Raw genomic sequence first — 18184 nt, 5'->3', positions numbered from 1 at the left:
CCTTAGTTGGTCGCGGTCATCTCACCCGGCAGCACGGCGCTGGCCGTCTGGGCTGCACCGCCCTGCGGCGCAGACTGCAGCGGATGAGCCTCAAAATATTTACGCAGACCGTTATAAATCGCTTCGGCAATTTGCTGCTGATAGCTGTCGCTGCCCAGCAAACGCTCTTCGCTGTTATTACTGATAAAGCCCGTTTCCACGAGGATCGATGGAATGTCCGGCGAACGCAGAACCCCAAGACTCGCATGCTCCGGACGGCGTTTATGCAATGCCCCGATGCCTTGCAGCTGATTCAGTACGTTGGTGGCGACATCATACCCGACGCGCTGAGAATGACCGAACTGTAAATCGAGCACCGCCTGGCTGAGATACGGGTCAGACTGGCTGTTGGCCAGCACATCGCCCGCACCACCCAACAGTTCGGACTGCTTCTCATGCTCTTCAAGCCAGTTAGCCATTTCACTGTTCGCCCGACGGTTTGACAGCACCCACACCGATGCCCCCGTGGCGTTACGGTTTGGTGCGGCATCCGCATGAATGGAGACCAGGAAATTAGCATTTTGTTTACGCGCCACGTCTGAGCGTCCCATCACGGAGATAAAGTAATCGCCGTCACGGGTCAATACGCCTTTAAACATCGGGTCATCGTTCAACAGCGTCCGTAGCTTACGGGCAATGGCGATGGTCACGTTTTTCTCGCGCGTACCACCTGGACCAATTGCACCCGGATCCTGCCCGCCATGACCGGCATCAATGGCGATAATCACTTTATCACCGCTGACCACCCGACGCGCGCTGGCCGCCGGGCGCGTCACGGTATTACTGCTGGTGACGCCGGTGATGCGATCGTTGTCGGTTTTAAACGGATTACGCGCAGGTTCAGACGGGCGCGGGGTATAAACCGGCTCTTCCACCCGTTTCGCCACAACCGGTGGCGGTGGCGGTGGCGCATCGGCATTGATGGTAAAGACCACCGTATAATTCGCGCCGTTTTGCTGCTTCACCGCCCGCGTTTTACCCTTTTCGGTCAGATCGACCACCAGGCGCAATGACTGACTGTCTTTTGGCGTGCCGGAACGAATACTTTTGACCAGGTTGTTACCGCTGAACTGCAAGGGCAACCCCTGGATCACACCCGTCTGTTTGATATCCAGCGCCACGCTGCGGCTGTCTGGTTGAGAAAAAGCATATTCAGGGTCGCCCATAAAACTGAACGTGATCCGGGCCTGACTCTCCCCGTTCGACACCTGAATATCCGAGAGGCTTGCCGCACCAGCCTGCGCGCACAGCAGCACTGTGGCAGCCAATAACCAACCTTTAACGCGATTTATCATCCCGTCATCCCTACGCTCAACCGGCTAAACGCGCCAGTAAGGAACTGCCTGATGAGGAAACAGCACTGATGCGCGCCTCACGCCCTTGTGCCTGGTAATCTAAGTGAATTTCGACATCCGGGTCAGGCAACACACCCGCACCTTGTTGCGGCCACTCCACCAGGCAGATGGCATCATTGGCAAAATAATCACGGATCCCCATAAATTCCAGCTCCTCAGGATCCGCAAGTCGGTATAAATCGAAGTGATACACCATGAGATTTTCAAGAGTGTACGGCTCTACCAGCGTGTAGGTTGGGCTTTTCACATTCCCGTTATGGCCTAACGCCTGCAAAAAACCCCGGCTGAAGGTGGTTTTACCCGCACCTAAATCACCATAAAGATAAATGACAGTCGCCCCCTGACAGGCCTGCGCCACGCGCTTGCCGAGTTCTAAAGTGGCTTGTTCATCAGGTAAAGGAATCGCTCGATTAGTCATTTTCTACGTCAATCACATCCGGGTTAACAACACGCCGCAGCGTGCAAAAAAGATCGGTGGCCAGCATACCGCGTGTGCCATATCGTGCAGCCAGGCTGTCAGCCGCCGCACCGTGAGCCACGCAGCCGGCACAGGCTGCATCATAAAGGGGAAGTTTCTGCCCGAGCAATGCGCCGATGATACCTGAAAGCACATCGCCCATTCCGCCACTCGCCATGCCCGCATTTCCGGCATCAATAATGCCCAGTGCCTCATCGCTTGCGATGACGGTTCCCGCCCCTTTGAGAACGGCAACACCTCCGTAACGTTTTACCAGACGGCGGGCAGAAAGTAAGCGATCGCTTTCAATTTCTGCCACGCTGCAGTTAAGCAGCCGCGCGGCTTCGCCGGGGTGTGGCGTCAGGATGCGATTGTGACGCTTATCCGGGTTGATTGCCAGAAGGTTCAGCGCATCGGCATCCCAGAGCATCGGTTTACGAAAATTCTCGACCTTTTGCAGAGCCTGCTTACCCCAGGCCTGTTGCCCGAGTCCCGGGCCAATCACCACCACATCCGCCCACTCAAGACTCTCTTCAAGGGTCTGCGGCCTAAGCTCATGCACCATCAGCTCTGGTCGGGCCGTAATAATGGGCGGGATATTTTCACTGCGCGTCAGCACCCGGACCAGCCCCGCGCCGCTGCGCAACGCAGCTTCCCCCGTCATCCGGATAGCGCCGGCCGTGCCGTGATCGCCGCCAATGATGACCAGCCTGCCGTGGTCGCCCTTGTGCGACGTTGGCCGACGCGGCGGCAGCCAGTGGCTAAGTTGAGTAGCATCAAAGCGGGAAAGGTGTGTCTCCTGCCCGGCAAGCCAGCTCTCCAGCCCCAGGGCGTTATGGTGCAACGAGCCCACCACATCCCTCGCTTTCCCGGTGAGTAACCCGGGCTTCAGGGCAATAAACGTGACGGTATGCGCGGCCTGGATCACCGCTCCCGGTGTCGCACCGGTTTCCGCCATCAGACCAGAGGGAATATCCAGTGCCACCACCGGCGCGGTATGGGCATTGGCGCGCGCAATCAGAGCTGCTACGTTATCACGGGGCGCACTACGTAACCCGGTGCCCAGCAGACCATCAATAATGAGATCAACATCCTCTGGCCAGACGATATCGGATGCATGAATCACTCCGCCTGCATTCAGCCAGGCTTCCCGCGCGGCGCTGGCTTCTTCCGGCAGCGGCTTATCGCTCTCCAGCGCCAGTAACGTAACGCGGAGACCTGCCGCGACCGCCAGCCGGGCGACAACGTAACCATCGCCGCCGTTATTGCCGTGTCCGCATAAAATGAGCCAGTGGCCGGATTGCGGATACGCACTACGAGCAATGTTGAATGCCGCCTCGCCCGCCCGTTGCATGAGCTCATAAAGGGTAATGCCAAGACTGTCCGCGGCCTCTTTTTCGGCGCGTCTGAGGTCATCCGCATGCCAGATGGAATGTGGTATACTTGCGGGGTTTTTCTTCACAGTATGGTCCGTCATGTCACAGCCCCTCGATCTCAATCAGTTAGCGCAAAAAATAAAACAGTGGGGTGCTGAACTGGGCTTCCAGAAGGTGGGGATCACCGACACCGATCTCTCCGCCAGCGAGCCAAAACTGCAGGCCTGGCTGGATAAACAATACCACGGCGAAATGGAGTGGATGGCGCGTCATGGCATGATGCGGGCCCGTCCACACGAGCTGTTGCCGGGTACGTTACGCGTTATCAGCGTACGCATGAACTACCTGCCCGCCAACGCGGCTTTTGCGCGTACGTTAAAAAATCCCTCTCTCGGTTACGTTAGCCGGTATGCCCTGGGGCGTGATTACCATAAGCTTCTGCGTAACCGACTAAAAAAACTCGGCGAAACTATTCAGCAGCACTGTGTTTCGCTGAATTTTAGACCGTTTGTCGACTCCGCGCCTGTTCTTGAGCGCCCTATCGCTGAAAAAGCCGGGCTTGGCTGGACTGGTAAGCACTCACTTATTCTGAGCCGCGACGCAGGATCGTTCTTTTTCCTTGGTGAACTGCTGATTGATTTACCGCTGCCGGTAGACGGCCCGGTAGAAGAAGGCTGTGGGCGCTGCGTAGCCTGTATGACTATCTGCCCGACGGGCGCTATCGTTGAGCCCTATACGGTGGATGCCCGACGCTGCATCTCTTACCTCACCATCGAACTGGAAGGGGCGATCCCTGAAGAATTCCGGCCGCTTATCGGCAATCGCATCTACGGCTGCGACGACTGCCAGTTAATTTGCCCGTGGAACCGCTATTCGCAGCTCGCGGACGAAGAGGATTTTAGCCCGCGTAAGGCGCTGCATGCGCCACAGCTCATTGAACTGTTCGCCTGGAGTGAAGCCTGGTTCCTGAAAGTGACGGAAGGTTCGGCCATTCGCCGTATTGGCCATCTGCGCTGGCTGCGTAATGTCGCCGTTGCGCTGGGGAATGCCCCGTGGGATGAAGCGAATATCCGGGCGCTTGAGAGCCGTAGAGGTGAGCACCCACTTCTCGATGAACACATAGAGTGGGCGATTGCGCAGCAAATCGAGAAGCGAAATGCCTGCGTGGTTGAGGTGCAACCACCGCAAAAACAACGCCTGGTGAGGGTGATAGAAAAAGGGCTTCCGCGGGATGCGTGAACTATTCACAGCCTGTGAATAAAATTACAAACTCAAGCAGCATCAGGGCTGGAGATGAGGTCAAGTGATCTCAATAACATTTTGAAATCAAATTTTCTCAAGCATATACAGCAAGTTACAGAGATACTATTCACCCTGCTAACTTTTCACACGGTTTCGGTCATACCCAAAATCTGTGGATAACTCTGTTTACAAGAGTATTTCGGAAGTAATAGAAAACGTCCCCAACGAATCTTACCGCTGTGGATATTTTTGATATCAAGAAGAATTTGGAGCGGGAAACGAGACTCGAACTCGCGACCCCGACCTTGGCAAGGTCGTGCTCTACCAACTGAGCTATTCCCGCTTGGGTGTTCTGAAGCTGTGCGTATCTTGCGATACTTTCAAATTTTGGAGCGGGAAACGAGACTCGAACTCGCGACCCCGACCTTGGCAAGGTCGTGCTCTACCAACTGAGCTATTCCCGCTTGGGTGTTCTGGTGCTGGCGTATCTTGCGATACTTTTCAAATTTTGGAGCGGGAAACGAGACTCGAACTCGCGACCCCGACCTTGGCAAGGTCGTGCTCTACCAACTGAGCTATTCCCGCAAATTTGTACTGCTTTTGTTGCTGTCGTAACGCGTATTTCTCTGTCGTTACGGGAGGCGCATTATACGAGAAATCCTTTTAGCTGCAACCCCCCTCAACGCGATTTTTTCGAAAATCAGTTCAAGTGCTTATTTAATCGGCAAGCTGAACAATTTAACGACAAAAACCCGGCCACGCAAGGCGCCAGGTCTCAAAATCACAGCTTAATAAAGTTTTCGCGATAGTACGCCAGCTCCGCGACGGACTCACGGATATCGTCCATCGCCTGATGCGTACCCTGCTTTTTAAAGCCATCGAGGATTTCGGGTTTCCAGCGGCGCGCCAGCTCTTTAAGGGTGCTCACGTCCAGATAACGGTAGTGGAAGTAAGATTCCAGCTCCGGCATGTACTTAAACAGGAAACGACGATCCTGGCCAATGCTATTACCACAGATAGGGGATTTGCCCGCCGGGACCCACTGTTTCAGAAACTCAAGCGTCGCCAGCTCCGCCTCGCGGTCGCCCATCTTGCTCGCCTTCACTCGTTCAACCAGCCCACTGCCGGTGTGGGTACGCACGTTCCACTCATCCATCAACGCCAGCTGATCGTCGGACTGGTGCACCGCAATGGTTGGCCCTTCCGCCAGAATATTCAGGTTTGCATCGGTAACCAGCGTGGCAATCTCAATAATGCGATCGCGCTCGGGATCCAGCCCGGTCATTTCAAGATCGATCCAAATCAGGTTGTTTTCATCCGCGCTCATGTTATTTTCCACCCTTCTCGCATAACCGGCTGTAGCAGGTTAACTAGTATTAATTAGAGTGTATCATAGAGGTTTTGCCCCTTACGGGCGACCAGGAGCCAGCGCGATTGAGTAAAAATAAACTCTCCAAAGGGCAGCAGCGCCGCGTGAATGCCAATCACCAGCGCCGCCTTAAAACCACTTCGGAGAAGGTCGATTACGACGACAACCTGTTTGGTGAACCGACGGAAGGCGTCGTCATCAGCCGTTTCGGTATGCATGCCGACGTGGAATCCGCCGACGGTGAGATCCACCGTTGCAACATTCGACGGACAATCCGTTCGCTGGTCACCGGCGATCGCGTTGTCTGGCGTCCAGGTAAAGAGGCGGCGGAAGGCGTAACGGTCAAAGGTATCGTTGAAGCGGTTCACGAGCGCACGTCGGTACTTACCCGTCCCGATTTCTACGACGGGGTAAAACCCATTGCCGCCAATATCAACCAGATCGTCATCGTCTCGGCGATTTTGCCCGAGCTGTCGCTCAATATTATCGACCGCTACCTTGTTGCCTGCGAAACGTTACAGGTTGAGCCAATCATTGTTCTGAACAAGATCGATCTGCTGGATGATGAAGGTATGGACTTCGTGAATGAGCAGATGGATATCTACCGCAAGATCGGTTATCGCGTGCTGATGGTCTCCAGCTACACCAAAGATGGCCTGAAACCCTTAGAAGAAGCGCTGACCGGGCGCATCAGTATCTTTGCGGGTCAGTCCGGCGTGGGGAAATCCAGCCTGCTGAATAATCTTCTCGGTCTCCAGCAAGAAATTCTGACTAACGATGTCTCTGATGTCTCGGGTCTGGGCCAGCACACCACTACCGCTTCTCGTCTCTACCACTTCCCGCATGGCGGCGATGTGATTGACTCTCCGGGCGTGCGCGAATTCGGTTTGTGGCACCTTGAGCCGGAACAAATCTTCAACGGATTTGTCGAATTCCATGATTATTTAGGGGCTTGCAAATACCGGGACTGTAAACACGATAACGACCCGGGCTGTGCCATCCGCGAAGCGGTCGAGAAAGGTGAGATTGCGGAGACCCGCTTTGATAACTACCACCGCATTCTTGAGAGCATGGATCAGGTAAAAACGCGTAAAAACTTTTCTGATTCTGATAACTGACAACTAAGCTAAGCATCGCTAAAATCGTCCCCTTTTTTCAGGTTCCGGCTGATTACAGCCGGATCAGGAACGACAAAAAATGGCCTGGAGGCTACCTTGTTAAACGCATTTAAACTTTCGCTTCAATACATTCTGCCAAAACTGTGGCTCACTCGCCTGGCGGGCTGGGGCGCGAGCAAACGAGCGGGCTGGCTGACCAAACTGGTCATCGACCTTTTCGTAAAATATTACAAGGTCGACATGAAAGAGGCGCAGAAGCCAGATACCGCCAGCTATCGCACCTTCAACGAATTCTTCGTGCGCCCACTGCGCGACGAAGTCCGCCCGGTTGATACCGATCCTAACGTGCTGGTCATGCCTGCGGATGGCGTGATTAGCCAGCTGGGTAACATCGAAGACGATAAAATCCTGCAGGCAAAAGGCCACAACTACAGCCTGGAAGCGCTGCTGGCGGGTAACTATCTGATGGCGGATCTGTTCCGCAACGGTACCTTCGCCACCACCTATCTCTCTCCGCGTGACTATCACCGCGTGCACATGCCGTGCAACGGGATCCTGCGTGAAATGATCTACGTGCCGGGCGATCTGTTCTCCGTGAACCACCTGACCGCGCAAAACGTTCCCAACCTGTTCGCGCGTAACGAACGCGTCATCTGCCTGTTTGATACTGAGTTTGGCCCAATGGCGCAGATTCTGGTGGGTGCAACGATTGTCGGCAGCATCGAAACGGTCTGGGCTGGAACCATCACCCCACCACGTGAAGGCGTGATCAAACGCTGGACCTGGCCTGCTGGTGAAGAAGAAGGCGCAGTCGCTCTGCTGAAAGGCCAGGAGATGGGTCGCTTCAAGCTGGGTTCCACGGTTATCAACCTCTTTGCCCCTGGCAAAGTGAAGCTGGCTGAACAGCTCCAGAGCCTGTCAGTCACCAAACTCGGCCAGCCGCTGGCGGTCTCGACTGAACCTTTCGTGACGCCGGACGCAGAGCCTGCACCGCTCCCGGAAGAAGAGATCAAGGCCGAACTTGACGCCAGCCCGCTGGTTGACGACAAAAAAGACGAAGGCTAACAACAGAAGGAACGCTGACGTGCGCCCGATTATCGTACTACTGATGGCCTGGTGCCTCAGCATGGGGGCGTACGCAGCGACAGCCCCCGACGCAAAACAGATAACCCAGGAACTGGAGCAGGCGAAAGCGGCAAAACCCGCTCAGCCAGAGACCGTGGAGTCGCTCCAGTCTGCACTGAATGCGCTTGAGGAGCGGAAAGGCTCCCTTGAGCGCGCTCAGCAATATCAGCAGGTTATCGACAACTTCCCCAAACTCTCGCAAACGCTACGCAATCAGTTGAGCAATCTGCGCGATGAACCGCGCGATGTGCCTGCTGGCATGACCTCTGACGCGTTGAATCAGGAGATCCTGCAGGTTAGCAGTCAGCTTCTGGAAAAGAGTCGTCTGGCACAGCAGGAGCAGGAACGCGCACGTGAAATCGCCGACTCGCTGAGCCAGCTTCCGCAACAGCAAACCGATGCCCGCCGTCAGCTCAACGAGGTTGAGCGCCGTATCGGTACCCAAACGGGTAACACGCCGCAGAACCAGGCGCAAAATCTGTCGCTTCAGGCTGAATCAGCCAGACTTAAAGCACTGGTCGATGAACTGGAGCTGGCGCAGCTCTCGGCAAACAACCGCCAGGAGCTGTCGCGGATGCGCTCCGAACTGGCGCAAAAGCAGAGCGAACAGCTCGATGCTTACCTGCAGGCTTTACGTAATCAACTTAACAGCCAGCGCCAGCGTGAAGCTGAGCGCGCGCTGGAAAGCACCGAGCTGCTGGCAGAAAACAGCGATAACCTGCCAGCGGGCATCGTTGACCAGTTTAAGGTTAACCGTGAGCTCTCTGCTGCACTGAATCAGCAGGCGCAGCGTATGGATCTGGTGGCGTCCCAGCAACGTCAGGCCACCAATCAAACCCTTCAGGTTCGCCAGGCGCTCAACACCCTGCGCGAGCAGTCTCAGTGGCTGGGCTCGTCCAACCTGCTGGGAGAGGCATTACGCGCCCAGGTTTCACGCCTGCCGGAGATGCCAAAACCGCAGCAGCTGGATACCGAGATGGCGCAGCTGCGTGTTCAACGCCTGCACTATGAAGACCTACTCAATAAACAGCCGCAAATCCGCCAGATCCGTCAGGCCGAAGGGCAGCCTCTCACCAGCGAGCAAAACCGTATTCTGGAAGCCCAGTTGCGGACCCAGCGCGAGCTGCTGAACTCCCTGTTACAGGGCGGGGATACGCTGATTCTGGAGCTGACCAAGCTGAAGGTCTCCAACAGTCAGCTGGAAGATGCGCTGAAAGAGGTGAACGAGGCAACGCACCGTTATCTCTTCTGGACCTCTGACGTGCGCCCAATGACCTTCTCATGGCCAATCGAGATCGTTCAGGATCTGCGCCGTTTGATCTCGCTGGATACCTTTAGCCAGCTTGGAAAAGCCAGCGTGATGATGCTCACCAGCAAAGAGACCATTTTCCCTCTTCTGGGCGCGTTGATTCTGGTGGGCTTTAGCATTTACTCACGCAGACACTTCACCCGCTTCCTGGAACGCTCCAGCGCCCGGGTGGGTAAGGTTACGCAGGATCACTTCTGGCTGACGCTGCGTACCGTGTTCTGGTCAATACTTGTCGCCTCGCCGCTGCCGGTTCTGTGGATGACGCTCGGTTATGGCCTGCGGGAGGCCTGGCCCTACCCGCTCGCGGTCGCCATTGGCGATGGCGTGACCGCTACTGTCCCCCTGCTGTGGGTAGTGATGATTTGCGCCACGTTTGCGCGACCGAATGGTCTGTTCATTGCTCACTTTGGCTGGCCGCGTAACCGCGTGGCGCGCGCCATGCGTTACTACCTGATGAGCATCGGGCTGATTGTGCCGCTGATTATGGCGCTGATCATGTTTGATAATCTCAATGACCGGGAGTTTTCGGGCTCGCTGGGCCGTCTCTGCTTTATGTTGATATGCGGTGCGCTGGCCATCGTCACGCTCAGCCTGAAACGGGCTGGTATACCGCTCTATCTGGATAAAACCGGCAGCGGCGACAACATGTTCAACCGCATGCTCTGGAACCTGCTGCTGTGCGCCCCCCTGGTTGCCATGCTGGCAGCGGCGGTGGGTTACCTGGCGACCTCGCAGGCACTGCTGGCGCGACTGGAAACCTCCGTTGCCATCTGGTTCCTGCTGCTGGTGATCTATCACGTCATCCGCCGGGGGATGTTGATCCAGCGACGCCGTCTGGCGTTTGACCGCGCCAAGCACCGTCGGGCAGAGATCCTCGCCCAGCGTGCGCGGGGCGAGGATGAGCCAAACCACGTCAACAGCACCGAAGGCACGATAGATGCGGACGAGGTTGAGCTGGATCTCGACGCTATCAGCACCCAGTCTCTGCGTCTGGTACGCTCCATCCTGATGCTGATTGCGCTGCTGTCGGTGATCTTCCTGTGGTCAGAAATCCACTCCGCGTTTGGTTTCCTGGAGAACATCTCGCTGTGGGATGTGACGTCCACGGTGCAGGGTGTGGAGAGCCTGGAGCCCATAACCTTAGGTGCGGTGCTGATTGCCATTCTGGTGTTGATCATCACCACGCAGCTGGTGCGTAATTTCCCGGCACTGCTGGAGCTGGCGCTGTTGCAGCACCTGGATTTAACCCCCGGTACGGGCTATGCCATTACCACCATCACCAAATACCTGATTCTGCTCTTTGGCGGGATGGTTGGATTCTCCATGATTGGTATTGAGTGGTCTAAATTGCAGTGGCTGGTTGCCGCGCTGACGTTTGGTCTGGGCTTTGGCATGCAGGAGATTTTCGCTAACTTTGTGTCCGGCCTGATTATCCTGTTTGAAAAACCGATTCGTATTGGCGATACGGTGACTATCCGCGATCTGACAGGCAGCATCACCAAAATCAACACCCGCGCCACTACGATCAGCGACTGGGATCGCAAAGAGATCATCGTGCCCAACAAGGCGTTTATCACCGAGCAGTTTATCAACTGGTCGCTGTCAGACTCCGTCACGCGTGTGGTGCTGACGGTACCGGCGCCCTCGGATGCCAACAGTGAAGAGGTCACACAGATCCTCTACACCGCCGCCGAACGCTGCACGCTGGTCCTTGATAACCCGGCGCCGGAAGTGTTCCTGGTCGATCTCCAGCAGGGTATCCAGATTTTCGAATTGCGTATTTACGCCGCCGAAATGGGGCACCGTATGCCGCTGCGCCATGAGATCCACCAGCTGATTCTGGCTGGCTTCCGTGAGCACGGTATTGATATGCCGTTCCCACCGTTCCAGATGCGTCTGGAAAGCCTGGACGGACTTAAGACAGGAAAAACATTAACCTCTGCGGCGCGTAAACGCCCGGCGGGGAGTTTGTAAGCCAGCCAGTACCCCCTCTCCCATGGGAGAGGGGGTACTGCCGTCAGGCTCGATCGACGGTAAAAGCAATCACATCGCCCAGCTGTTCCGCGCCCAGCGCCAGCATCACCAGACGATCCACACCCAACGCCACGCCAGAACAATCCGGCAGACCCGCTTTCAGGGCCTCCAGCAGGTTAGTATCAATAGGCTGCTGCGGCAGACCGCGTGCGGCGCGCTTGCGGTTATCCTGCTCAAAACGCTGCTGCTGTTCGCGGGCGTCGGTCAGTTCATGGAAGCCATTCGCCAGCTCAATGCCCTTGTAATAGACCTCAAAACGCTCCGCCACGCGGTGATCTTCAGTGCTGATCTGCGCCAGAGAAGCCTGGCTTGCCGGGAAGTGGTAGACGAAAGTCGGACGATCTTTGCCAATCTGCGGTTCAACCCCAAAGGTGAAGAGCAGTTGCAGCAGCGTGTCGCGATCTTCTTCAGTATCCGCCACGTTGCTCAGATCCAGTTTTGCCGCGACTTCGCGCAGCTGGGTTTTATCCGCTGACAGTGGATCAATTTCCAGATAACGCTGGAAAGCCTGCTGATAAGAGAGCGTTTCCGCTTCTGAGCAGTCGAGAACCTGCTGCAGCAGATCGTCCACCTCGTTCATCAGGCGGTACATATCGTAATGCGGACGATACCACTCCAGCATGGTGAATTCCGGATTATGGTGACGCCCCATCTCTTCATTACGGAAGCTGCGGCACAGCTGATACACCGGGCCACACCCTGCCGCCAGCAGGCGTTTCATATGGTATTCCGGGCTGGTCATCAGCCAGAGGTTCATGCCCTGTGAATGGCCGGGGCCAACAAAACGGGTTTCAAACGGCACCAGATGAATATCCGTTACCGTAGCCTGACTCATGCACGGCGTTTCCACCTCAAGGACTCCGCGGTCGGCAAAGAAGCGGCGGATCTCCGCCATAATTGCAGCGCGTTTCAGCAGATTGGGGATGGATGCGCTCGGCTGCCAGGTGGCCGTTTCGCTCATGGGTAATTCTCCGATTTCAGACAAGGGCACGAAGTCTACTCGTTAGCACGGACAGAGACAAATTTTGTGCAATAAAAATCGCATTTCATTTAGGGCAACTATCACGTGACGGAATTCATCATTCACGATGATAAATCACCGCACAGAACAGCAAAAAAATCGAACACGTCAAATTTCCCTGCCGTTCGCACGGTTATACTTCTTTACCCATAAAGGAGCAGTGGAAACGCTTTCGCAATCGTCCTTGCGGACAGGTGGGCTACCTTTAGTTTATCGCGTTGCGAAATAACAAAAATCTGGAGGAATGTCGTGCAAACTTTTCAAGCCGATCTTGCCGTAATAGGCGCTGGCGGAGCGGGATTACGTGCTGCGATTGCTGCAGCACAGGCTAATCCCAACGCTAAAATCGCACTGATTTCAAAAGTCTATCCGATGCGCAGCCACACGGTTGCCGCAGAAGGAGGATCCGCCGCCGTTGCGCAGGATCATGACAGCTTCGAATACCATTTCCACGACACGGTTGCAGGGGGCGACTGGCTTTGCGAACAGGATGTCGTTGACTACTTTGTACATCACTGTCCAACGGAAATGACCCAGCTTGAACAGTGGGGCTGCCCATGGAGCCGCCGTCCGGACGGCAGCGTCAACGTTCGTCGCTTCGGCGGAATGAAAATTGAACGCACCTGGTTTGCCGCCGATAAGACCGGCTTCCACATGCTGCACACCCTGTTCCAGACCTCCCTTCAGTTCCCACAAATCCAGCGTTTTGACGAACATTTTGTCCTCGATATTCTGGTCGATGACGGTCACGCGCGTGGTCTGGTGGCGATGAACATGATGGAAGGCACGCTCGTGCAGATCCGCGCTAACGCGGTGGTGATGGCAACGGGCGGCGCGGGCCGGGTTTACCGCTACAACACCAACGGCGGCATCGTCACCGGTGACGGTATGGGCATGGCGCTCAGCCACGGCGTACCGCTGCGCGATATGGAATTTGTCCAGTATCACCCTACCGGCCTGCCGGGTTCCGGCATTCTGATGACGGAAGGCTGCCGCGGCGAAGGCGGTATTCTGGTCAACAAGAATGGCTACCGTTATCTGCAGGATTACGGCATGGGCCCGGAAACGCCGCTCGGTGAGCCGAAAAACAAATACATGGAGCTCGGCCCGCGCGACAAAGTGTCTCAGGCCTTCTGGCATGAGTGGCGCAAAGGCAACACGATCTCCACGCCGCGTGGCGATGTGGTCTACCTCGATCTGCGTCACCTCGGCGAGAAGAAACTGCTGGAACGTCTGCCGTTTATCTGTGAGCTGGCAAAAGCCTACGTGGGTGTCGACCCGGTGAAAGAGCCGATTCCGGTACGCCCAACAGCGCACTACACCATGGGTGGGATCGAAACCGACCAGCAGTGTGAAACGCGCATCAAAGGGTTGTTCGCCGTCGGCGAATGCTCCTCTGTCGGCCTGCACGGTGCCAACCGTCTCGGGTCAAACTCGCTGGCGGAGCTGGTTGTCTTTGGCCGCATGGCGGGCGAACGCGCGATGGAGCGTGCCGCAACGGCGGGCGAAGCCAACGGCGCAGCACTGGACGCGCAGGTCGCTGATGTCGAGAAACGGCTGAAGGATCTGGTCAACCAGGAAGGCAACGAAAACTGGTCGAAAATCCGCGACGAAATGGGCATGTCGATGGAAGAGGGCTGCGGTATCTACCGTACACCAGAGCTGATGCAAAAAACTGTCGATAAGCTGGCGGAACTGCAGGAGCGTTTCAAACGCGTGCGCATCACCGACACCTCCAGCGTGTTCAACACCGACCTGCTTTATACCATCGAGCTCGGTCACGGCCTGAACGTCGCGGAATGTATGGCGCACTCTGCGCTGGCGCGCAAAGAGTCACGCGGGGCGCATCAGCGTCTTGATGAGGGCTGCACCGAGCGTGACGACGTCAATTTCCTGAAACACACCCTCGCCTGGCGCGACGCGGATGGCACCACTCGTCTGGACTACAGCGACGTGAAGATCACAACGCTGCCACCGGCTAAACGCGTTTACGGCGCAGAAGCAGAAGCCGCCGAGAAGAAGGAGAAGGCGAATGGCTGAGATGCAAACACTGAAAGTTGAAGTGGTGCGCTACAACCCGGAAGTGGACACCGCGCCACACAGCGCTTTCTATGAAGTGCCTTATGACGAGCAAACCTCTCTGCTGGATGCGCTCGGCTATATCAAGGATAACCTGGCACCGGACCTGAGCTACCGCTGGTCCTGCCGCATGGCCATCTGCGGCTCCTGCGGCATGATGGTGAACAAAGTACCGAAACTGGCCTGTAAAACCTTCCTGCGTGATTACACCAAAGGCATCAAGGTTGAAGCGCTGGGCAACTTCCCGATTGAGCGCGATCTGGTGGTCGATATGACCCACTTTATCGAAAGCCTGGAAGCCATTAAGCCGTACATCATTGGCAACCCGCGCACGCCGGATCAGGGACCGAATACCCAGACACCCGCCCAGATGGCGAAATACCATCAGTTCTCCGGGTGCATCAACTGCGGTCTTTGCTACGCCGCGTGTCCACAGTTTGGCCTGAACCCTGAGTTCATCGGCCCGGCGGCGATCACGCTGGCGCACCGCTACAACGAGGATAGCCGCGACCACGGTAAAAAAGAACGTATGCCGCAGCTTAACAGCCAGAACGGCGTCTGGAGCTGTACTTTTGTGGGCTACTGCTCCGAAGTCTGTCCGAAGCACGTCGACCCGGCCGCCGCTATTCAGCAGGGTAAAGTGGAAAGCTCGAAAGACTTTCTTATCGCCACCCTGAAACCACGCTAAGGAGTGCATGATGACGACTAAACGCAAAGCCTACGTGCGGCCGATGCCGTCCACCTGGTGGAAGAAACTGCCGTTTTATCGCTTCTATATGCTGCGTGAAGGCACTGCGGTGCCTGCGGTCTGGTTCAGCCTTGAACTGATGTATGGCGTTTTTGCCCTCAAACATGGTCCTGAAACCTGGGCCAGTTTTGTCGGGTTCCTGCAAAACCCGATCATCGTGATCCTGAACCTGATCGTGCTCGCAGCCGCCCTGCTTCATACCAAAACCTGGTTTGAACTGGCGCCAAAAGCGGCGAATATTATCGTAAAAGGCGAGAAAATGGGGCCAGAGCCGGTCATTAAAGGGCTTTGGGCAGTGACGGCAGTGGTCTCTGTGGTCATTCTGTTTGTCGCACTGTTCTGGTAAGGAGACTATTGTGATCAATCCAAATCCAAAACGTTCAGACGAGCCGGTCTTCTGGGGCCTCTTTGGCGCAGGCGGCATGTGGAGTGCCATCATTGCGCCTGTCATTATCCTGCTGGTCGGCATTATGCTGCCGCTGGGTCTGTTCCCCGGTGATGCGCTGAGCTATGAGCGCGTCCTGGCATTTGCAGGTAGTTTTATTGGTCGGGTATTCATCTTCCTGATGATTGTCCTGCCGCTGTGGTGCGGCCTGCACCGTATCCATCATGCGATGCATGATCTTAAGATCCACGTACCGAGCGGTAAATGGGTGTTCTACGGTCTGGCAACCATCCTGACCGTGGTAACACTGATTGCCGTAGTCACTATCTGACACACCAGGCCCGCCCTCCGGCGGGCCTGTTATTTCTGCATCTTCCCCACCAGCCACTGAGCAAATTCACGCATTGCCGGGGTTTGGGCGCGTGACTGCAGCCGCGTTAGCCAGTAACTGCCAAGATCAATCTGCGTCGTAAACGGCTGCACAATGCGCTCGCTGTTCAGCAGATGGGTAAACATATCGACAGGGGCGATAGCAATGCCTGTGCCTGCCTGTGCGGCCTCCAGCATAGTGACCGACGAATCAAACACCATCACCCGATGCGTGGGTGAAGGCGGGTTTTCTCCGGCGGCCTGCATCCAGGCTGTCCACTCGTCGCGCCGGTAAGAGCGCAGCAGGGTAAACTTCAGGATATCGGCAGGGGTGTGCAGCGCGGCTGCAATGTCCGGCGTGCAAAGTGGTGCCAGCGGCGCTGAACAGAGGAACGTCGCCTCCGTGCCGTGCCACGCTCCCCCTCCGTAGCGAATGGTGTAATCAAGCCCTTCCGCTGCCGGATCGACGCGATTGTTGTGCGTCGAAAGCTGAAGATCGATATGCGGATAACTGCGACGGAAATCATCCAGCTGTGAGAATAACACCCCAGTGGCAAAGGTCCCCACCACGCCAATTTTCAGCTTCTCCTGCGCCCGATGGTTAGCAAAGCGATCCAGCATGCCTGCGATACGATCGAAGGAGTCATTCAGCACCGGCAGCAGATTCTCGCCTTCGGTGGTTAACATTAAACCGCGCGAAACGCGGACAAATAGCTGGCAGTTAAGGTGTTGCTCCAGCGCCTTCACGTGCTGGCTAATCGCGGAATGGGTCACATTCAGCTCAATCGCGGCATGAGTAAAACTGAGGTGCCTGGCGGCGGCTTCGAACGCCCGAAGCGAATTAAGAGGGAGATAGCTGCGTGTCATGGTTCCTTCCGTTAGAAAAATTAACAGCTAATGCTAAATTTAACCGTTTGTCAGCCTCAGTCAAATCACCCAGACTACGAACGTCTGACGGGCCCGGACATCCCCTTGACTCGCTATTACGGAAGATAACTGATGATGAAAAAATCCCTAAGCTGCGCCCTGCTGCTCAGCGTTGCCTGCTCTGCCTTTGCCGCGCCAATGTCAGAAAAACAGCTGGCTAACGTCGTGGAACGTAACGTTACGCGCCTGATGAAAGCGCAGGCCATACCCGGTATGGCCGTGGCTGTCATTTATCAGGGTCAGCCGCACTATTTTACTTTTGGTCAAGCAGACGTCGCAGCGAATAAGCCTGTCACACCGCAAACCTTATTTGAGCTGGGCTCCGTCAGCAAAACTTTCACCGGGGTGCTAGGTGGCGATGCCATTGCCCGCAAAGAGATCTCGCTGGCCGACCCGGTCACGAAATATTGGCCTGAATTGACGGGCAAGCAGTGGCAGGGCATTCGCCTGCTCGATCTGGCAACTTATACCGCAGGTGGATTGCCGTTGCAGGTACCGGATGCTGTCACCGATAACGCCTCTCTGCTGCGTTTCTACCAGTCCTGGCAGCCAAAGTGGGCCCCGGGTACTACGCGTCTGTACGCCAACACCAGCATCGGTTTGTTTGGCTCACTGGCGGTTAAACCTTCCGGCATGCGCTTTGAGGAGGCCATGACGGAGCGGGTCTTTAAGCCCCTGAAACTCAATCATACGTGGATAAACATTCCACACGCTGAAGAGCCGCATTACGCATGGGGTTATCGTGAGGGTAAAGCGGTCCACGTTTCGCCGGGTCTGCTGGATGCAGAAGCCTATGGCGTGAAATCTAACGTCAAAGATATGGCGAGCTGGGTGATGGCCAATATGGCACCGGAGACAATCCAGCAGCCCTCTCTGAAGCAGGGTATTGCGCTGGCGCAGTCTCGCTACTGGCGCGTGGGTGCCATGTATCAAGGGTTAGGCTGGGAGATGCTCAACTGGCCGGTCGACGCCAAAACCGTGGTGGATGGCAGCGACAATAAGGTTGCACTGGCGCCGTTACCGGCAGCAGAAGTGAATCCTCCGGCTCCGCCTGTGAAAGCCTCATGGGTGCATAAAACGGGCTCTACGGGGGGGTTTGGCAGCTACGTGGCGTTTATTCCTGAAAAGCAGATCGGTATTGTGATGCTCGCGAATAAAAGCTATCCGAACCCGCTACGGGTGGAAACGGCTTACCGTATCCTCGACACGCTGCAGTAAAACATTGCCGGGT

Annotated in this window: 15 protein-coding genes and 3 tRNA genes; 9 read left to right on the top strand and 9 right to left on the bottom strand. The window is 56.1% G+C overall.

Annotated features, from left to right (window positions below; all coding sequences use genetic code 11):
* Positions 1–2: 2 nt before the first annotated feature.
* Genes amiB through nnr form a run of 3 tightly spaced genes read right to left on the bottom strand, consistent with a single transcriptional unit; the run spans position 3 to position 3328 of the window.
* On the bottom strand, positions 3–1334 hold the full coding sequence (gene amiB / locus AC2FAK_RS00305) for an N-acetylmuramoyl-L-alanine amidase AmiB (RefSeq protein WP_020688975.1): 1332 nt from the start codon (positions 1332–1334) through the stop codon (positions 3–5).
* Between the two features lie 16 nt (positions 1335–1350).
* A complete protein-coding gene (gene tsaE, locus AC2FAK_RS00300; RefSeq protein WP_013095283.1) occupies positions 1351–1812 on the bottom strand; it encodes a tRNA (adenosine(37)-N6)-threonylcarbamoyltransferase complex ATPase subunit type 1 TsaE in 462 nt (153 codons plus the stop codon).
* A complete protein-coding gene (nnr, locus tag AC2FAK_RS00295; protein WP_095455152.1) occupies positions 1805–3328 on the bottom strand; it encodes a bifunctional ADP-dependent NAD(P)H-hydrate dehydratase/NAD(P)H-hydrate epimerase in 1524 nt (507 codons plus the stop codon). Before nnr ends, tsaE begins: the two co-directional genes overlap by 8 nt.
* Between nnr and queG the strand changes: the two genes are divergently transcribed.
* A complete protein-coding gene (queG, locus tag AC2FAK_RS00290) occupies positions 3327–4466 on the top strand; it encodes a tRNA epoxyqueuosine(34) reductase QueG (protein ID WP_095455153.1) in 1140 nt (379 codons plus the stop codon). The genes nnr and queG overlap by 2 nt on opposite strands.
* A 270-nt stretch (positions 4467–4736) precedes the next feature.
* On the opposite strand, the gene AC2FAK_RS00285 is transcribed toward queG, so the two are convergent.
* The 4 genes from AC2FAK_RS00285 to orn form a co-directional block, all read right to left on the bottom strand.
* Positions 4737–4812: transfer RNA gene (locus AC2FAK_RS00285), tRNA-Gly, on the bottom strand.
* A gap of 45 nt (positions 4813–4857) precedes the next feature.
* Positions 4858–4933: transfer RNA gene (locus tag AC2FAK_RS00280), tRNA-Gly, on the bottom strand.
* 45 nt (positions 4934–4978) lie between these two features.
* Positions 4979–5054: transfer RNA gene (locus AC2FAK_RS00275), tRNA-Gly, on the bottom strand.
* Positions 5055–5250: 196 nt separating this feature from the next.
* Positions 5251–5796 (bottom strand): oligoribonuclease, encoded by a 546-nt coding sequence (gene orn, locus AC2FAK_RS00270; protein ID WP_047023507.1) that lies wholly within the window; start codon positions 5794–5796, stop codon positions 5251–5253.
* Between the two features lie 107 nt (positions 5797–5903).
* Here orn and rsgA point away from each other — a divergent pair, with 107 nt between their 5' ends.
* The 3 genes from rsgA (at position 5904) to mscM (ending at position 11364) form a co-directional block, all read left to right on the top strand.
* Entirely contained in the window at positions 5904–6956 is a 1053-nt protein-coding gene (gene rsgA / locus AC2FAK_RS00265; RefSeq protein ID WP_013095279.1) for a small ribosomal subunit biogenesis GTPase RsgA, read from the top strand.
* A gap of 96 nt (positions 6957–7052) precedes the next feature.
* Positions 7053–8021: an archaetidylserine decarboxylase gene (gene asd / locus AC2FAK_RS00260; RefSeq protein ID WP_013095278.1), complete on the top strand. Its 969-nt coding sequence runs from the start codon at positions 7053–7055 to the stop codon at positions 8019–8021.
* A 19-nt stretch (positions 8022–8040) separates the two neighbouring features.
* A complete protein-coding gene (gene mscM / locus AC2FAK_RS00255; RefSeq protein ID WP_095455154.1) occupies positions 8041–11364 on the top strand; it encodes a miniconductance mechanosensitive channel MscM in 3324 nt (1107 codons plus the stop codon).
* 43 nt (positions 11365–11407) lie between these two features.
* Here the strand turns inward: mscM and epmA are convergent, their stop codons facing one another.
* The gene (gene epmA / locus AC2FAK_RS00250) at positions 11408–12385 is read right to left on the bottom strand and encodes an elongation factor P--(R)-beta-lysine ligase (protein ID WP_014830371.1); all 978 of its coding nucleotides are present in this window, start codon (positions 12383–12385) and stop codon (positions 11408–11410) included.
* 309 nt (positions 12386–12694) lie between these two features.
* Between epmA and frdA the strand changes: the two genes are divergently transcribed.
* Genes frdA through frdD form a run of 4 tightly spaced genes read left to right on the top strand, consistent with a single transcriptional unit; the run spans position 12695 to position 15988 of the window.
* Positions 12695–14485: a fumarate reductase (quinol) flavoprotein subunit gene (gene frdA, locus AC2FAK_RS00245; protein WP_013095275.1), complete on the top strand. Its 1791-nt coding sequence runs from the start codon at positions 12695–12697 to the stop codon at positions 14483–14485.
* The gene (gene frdB / locus AC2FAK_RS00240; protein WP_013095274.1) at positions 14478–15212 is read left to right on the top strand and encodes a fumarate reductase iron-sulfur protein; all 735 of its coding nucleotides are present in this window, start codon (positions 14478–14480) and stop codon (positions 15210–15212) included. Before frdA ends, frdB begins: the two co-directional genes overlap by 8 nt.
* A 10-nt stretch (positions 15213–15222) precedes the next feature.
* Positions 15223–15618, top strand: coding sequence for a fumarate reductase subunit FrdC (frdC, locus tag AC2FAK_RS00235; protein WP_013095273.1), 396 nt, complete (start codon positions 15223–15225; stop codon positions 15616–15618).
* Between the two features lie 10 nt (positions 15619–15628).
* Positions 15629–15988: a fumarate reductase subunit FrdD gene (frdD, locus tag AC2FAK_RS00230; protein ID WP_013095272.1), complete on the top strand. Its 360-nt coding sequence runs from the start codon at positions 15629–15631 to the stop codon at positions 15986–15988.
* Positions 15989–16017: 29 nt separating this feature from the next.
* Here frdD and ampR read toward each other — a convergent pair whose 3' ends face one another.
* The gene (gene ampR / locus AC2FAK_RS00225; protein ID WP_038418514.1) at positions 16018–16893 is read right to left on the bottom strand and encodes a LysR family transcriptional regulator AmpR; all 876 of its coding nucleotides are present in this window, start codon (positions 16891–16893) and stop codon (positions 16018–16020) included.
* Positions 16894–17025: 132 nt separating this feature from the next.
* Here ampR and blaCMH point away from each other — a divergent pair, with 132 nt between their 5' ends.
* Positions 17026–18171: a CMH family class C beta-lactamase gene (blaCMH, locus tag AC2FAK_RS00220; protein ID WP_095455155.1), complete on the top strand. Its 1146-nt coding sequence runs from the start codon at positions 17026–17028 to the stop codon at positions 18169–18171.
* Positions 18172–18184 lie beyond the last annotated feature (13 nt).

Source organism: Enterobacter cloacae complex sp. 394F7, from assembly GCF_057320385.1.
Note: the sequence above shows the minus strand (reverse complement) of the source record. Positions and strands in the feature narration are given on the sequence as shown.